General features: G+C 69.2%; 3 protein-coding genes. All 3 read right to left on the bottom strand.

Going from position 1 to position 2,940, the window contains the following annotated elements; all coding sequences use genetic code 11:
• Window positions 1-1,560, bottom strand: a 1,560-nt coding sequence (locus N878_RS16715; RefSeq protein ID WP_021444752.1) for an AAA family ATPase, incomplete at its 3' end; no start/stop codon positions are given.
• The gene (gene tssG, locus N878_RS16710; RefSeq protein ID WP_021444751.1) at window positions 1,553-2,590 is read right to left on the bottom strand and encodes a type VI secretion system baseplate subunit TssG; all 1,038 of its coding nucleotides are present in this window, start codon (window positions 2,588-2,590) and stop codon (window positions 1,553-1,555) included. The genes N878_RS16715 and tssG, both read right to left, overlap by 8 nt.
• Window positions 2,554-2,940, bottom strand: a 387-nt coding sequence (locus tag N878_RS16705; RefSeq protein ID WP_031303321.1) for a type VI secretion system baseplate subunit TssF, incomplete at its 5' end; no start/stop codon positions are given. The genes tssG and N878_RS16705, both read right to left, overlap by 37 nt.

The raw sequence follows: 2,940 nt of genomic DNA, 5'->3' as shown, positions 1-2,940 counted from the left end.
GTCCACCGCTTCGGCGGCGGCGCGCAGGCTGGCGCGGGTCGCCAGCAGCTCGTCGACCAGGGCCTTTTCCTCGCTCCAGCGGCTTTCCAGGGCGGCCAGGCGCTCGCGCTCCTCGGCCAGGGCGCCTTGCACGTCGCTCTGACGGCTGCCGATGGCGATGCCGATGGCCTGTTCGCGGGCGATGATGGCCAGCTCGGTTTCCAACGCCTCGATCCGCCGGCGGCTGTCGTCCACCTCGGCCGGCACCGCGTGCAGGCTGATGGCGACGCGGGCGCAGGCGGTATCCAGCAGGCTCACCGACTTGTCCGGCAACTGGCGCGCCGGGATATAGCGGTGCGACAGCTTGACCGCGGCCTCCAGCGCCTCATCGAGAATCTGCACCTTGTGGTGCTGCTCCATGGTCGAGGCCACGCCGCGCATCATCAGGATCGCCTTATGCTCGGACGGCTCGTCCACCTGCACCACTTGGAAGCGCCGGGTCAGCGCCGGGTCTTTCTCGATGTGCTTCTTGTATTCGGCCCAGGTGGTGGCCGCCACGGTACGCAGGGTACCGCGGGCCAGCGCCGGCTTGAGCAGGTTGGCGGCATCGCCGGTGCCGGCCGCGCCGCCGGCACCGACCAGGGTGTGGGCCTCGTCGATGAACAGGATGATCGGCTTGGGCGAGCTCTGCACGTCCTCGATCACCTGGCGCAGGCGTTGCTCGAACTCGCCCTTCATGCTCGCCCCGGCCTGCAGCAGGCCGACGTCGAGGGCGCGCAGCTCGACGTCCTTGAGGCTCGGCGGCACGTCGCCGGCGACGATGCGCAGGGCGAAGCCCTCGACCACCGCGGTCTTGCCGACGCCGGCCTCGCCGGTGAGGATCGGGTTGTTCTGCCGGCGGCGCATGAGGATGTCCACCAGTTGGCGGATCTCCTCGTCGCGCCCGACTATGGGGTCGAGCTTGCCGCTGCGCGCCTGCTCGGTGAGGTCGACGGTGAAGCGCTTGAGCGCCTCCTGCTTGCCCATGGCGCTGGGAGCCATGGCGCCGCTGGCTTCGCCCGGCGCGCCGGCGGCGTTGAAGCCGTCGCTGGCGCCGAGGCCGTTCTCCGGCGAGTTGCCGACATACTCGTCGAAGCGCTCGATCAGGCTCTCCACCTTGATCTTGTCGAACTCGCGGGAAATCGCCGTCAGCGCGTGGCGCAGGCTCGGCGTCTTGAGGATGCCGACGATCAGGTAGGCGGTGCGCACCTGGCTCTCGCCGAACATCAGGCTGCCGTAGACCCAGCCGCGCTCGACCGCTTCCTCGACGTGGGAGGACAGGTCGGTGATCGAGGTGGAACCGCGCGGCAGGTGATCCAGCGCCTCGGTGATGTCCTTGGCCAGGCGCGCCGGGTCGAGGCTGAACTGGCGCACCAGCTGGTGCAGGTCGGAGTCCTGCAGCTGGAGGATCTGGTGCAGCCAGTGCACCAGTTCGACGTAGGGGTTGCCGCGCAGCTTGCAGAACACCGTGGCGGCTTCGATGGCCTTGTAGGCCAGGCTGTTCAACTTGCCGAACAGCGCGGCGCGGCTGATCTCACTCATGTTCGCAGCTCCTCGAATCGGGGATGGATTGGCTGGCGTAGTCGCGTACCAGCGAGAGGTCGTCGGGGTCGTGCAACGGGGTGCCGAGCCAGGTGTTGAAGCCGAGCTGGGTGCCGCCGTCGAGGTCGATGCGCGGCACCTCCTGGCAGCGCAGCACCAGGTTGATCTCCCAGTCCAACTCGTCGCCCTGGTGCTCGGCGACCCAGGCGGCCAGCTCGGCGAAGTTCTCCTGGCCCGGCAGCAGGCGCTGGTACTGCTCGAGGCTCAACGGGCCGAGACGGATGCGGAACTTGTGCTGGCGATCCCACACGTGGGTGCCCAGGCACAGGTCGCTGCCGAGGGTGCAGGCGGCCGCGCCGACCTGGCTGTACTGCGGCAGCTGCAGCCACTGGCCGACGTATTCCTCGATGCGCACCGGCACCTCGAAATAGGCTTCGAGGATGCTGCGCAGGCCGTCCGGGTAGCGGGTCTGCGCGGCCAGGTGGCCGCTGAAGTGCAGGCTCGCCGAATCGGCCAGCGGGCCCTGGCCGAGCAGGCTGGGCATGCCGCGGCCGGACAGGGCGGCCAGGCGCATCGACCAGTAGTCGTCGTCTGGCCGGTCGTGGCTGACGGTGGGCCGCGCCTCGGCCCAGGCGCGGTAGAACAGGGTCAGCAGGCGATGGTGGAAGACGTCGAGAAAGCGCTTGAAGGTGGCGTCGCCATTGTTGCGCTGGCGCTCGCGGGCGTACTCGGTCAGGTGCAGCGGCAGCGGCCCGTTGGGGCCGGTGAGGCCGAAGAAGAACTGTTCGATACGCGGCACCGGGCCTTGGTGCACGCTGGCCAGGGTCGCCGGGGCGAAACTGCAGTCGGGCTGCTGGCCCAGGCGCAGCGGATCGTCGGCCAGGCGCACGGAACGGCCGATGCGCGGCTGCGCCACGGCCGTGCATTCGATACGGCGCAGCGCCTGGAAGAAGTCGTAACTCCAGGGCGCGGCGGCCATCTCGGCGGCGCCGCTCAGATGTTCGGGCGGCGACCCGGTTGTGCCTGCCATCGCATGACCTCTCCGCGCTCGGTGGTGCGCAATACCGTTTCGGTAAAACTGTTGATCGATACGTAACGGGCGAGAAAGCGCTCGAATACCGCGCCGAGCAGGTATACGCCGGTGCCGCGAAAGGCGTTCTCGTCGAATTCCAGGCTGATCTCCAGGCCGCGACCGAACACGATCGGCCCGGGCATCGGCAGGCGCCGCGTGCAGGGGCTGCTGCGCACCTCGCGCAGGCCCTCGATCTGCAACTGCAGCGCCGAATCGGCCGGATCGCCGTACAGGCGCAGCAACTCGCGCAGGGCCGCGGCGCCCTGGCCGCGTTCGCTGAGCGACAGGTAGTTGAGCGACAGCTGGCT

The organism is Pseudomonas sp. EGD-AK9, assembly GCF_000465935.2.
In the GTDB taxonomy this organism is placed as follows: domain Bacteria; phylum Pseudomonadota; class Gammaproteobacteria; order Pseudomonadales; family Pseudomonadaceae; genus Aquipseudomonas.
Note: the sequence above shows the minus strand (reverse complement) of the source record. Positions and strands in the feature narration are given on the sequence as shown.

Excerpts from the sequence above, each read along its gene's own strand:
- tssG (WP_021444751.1), bottom strand. The coding sequence starts at position 2,590 with ATGGCAGGCACAACCGGGTCGCCGCCCGAACATCTGAGCGGCGCCGCC.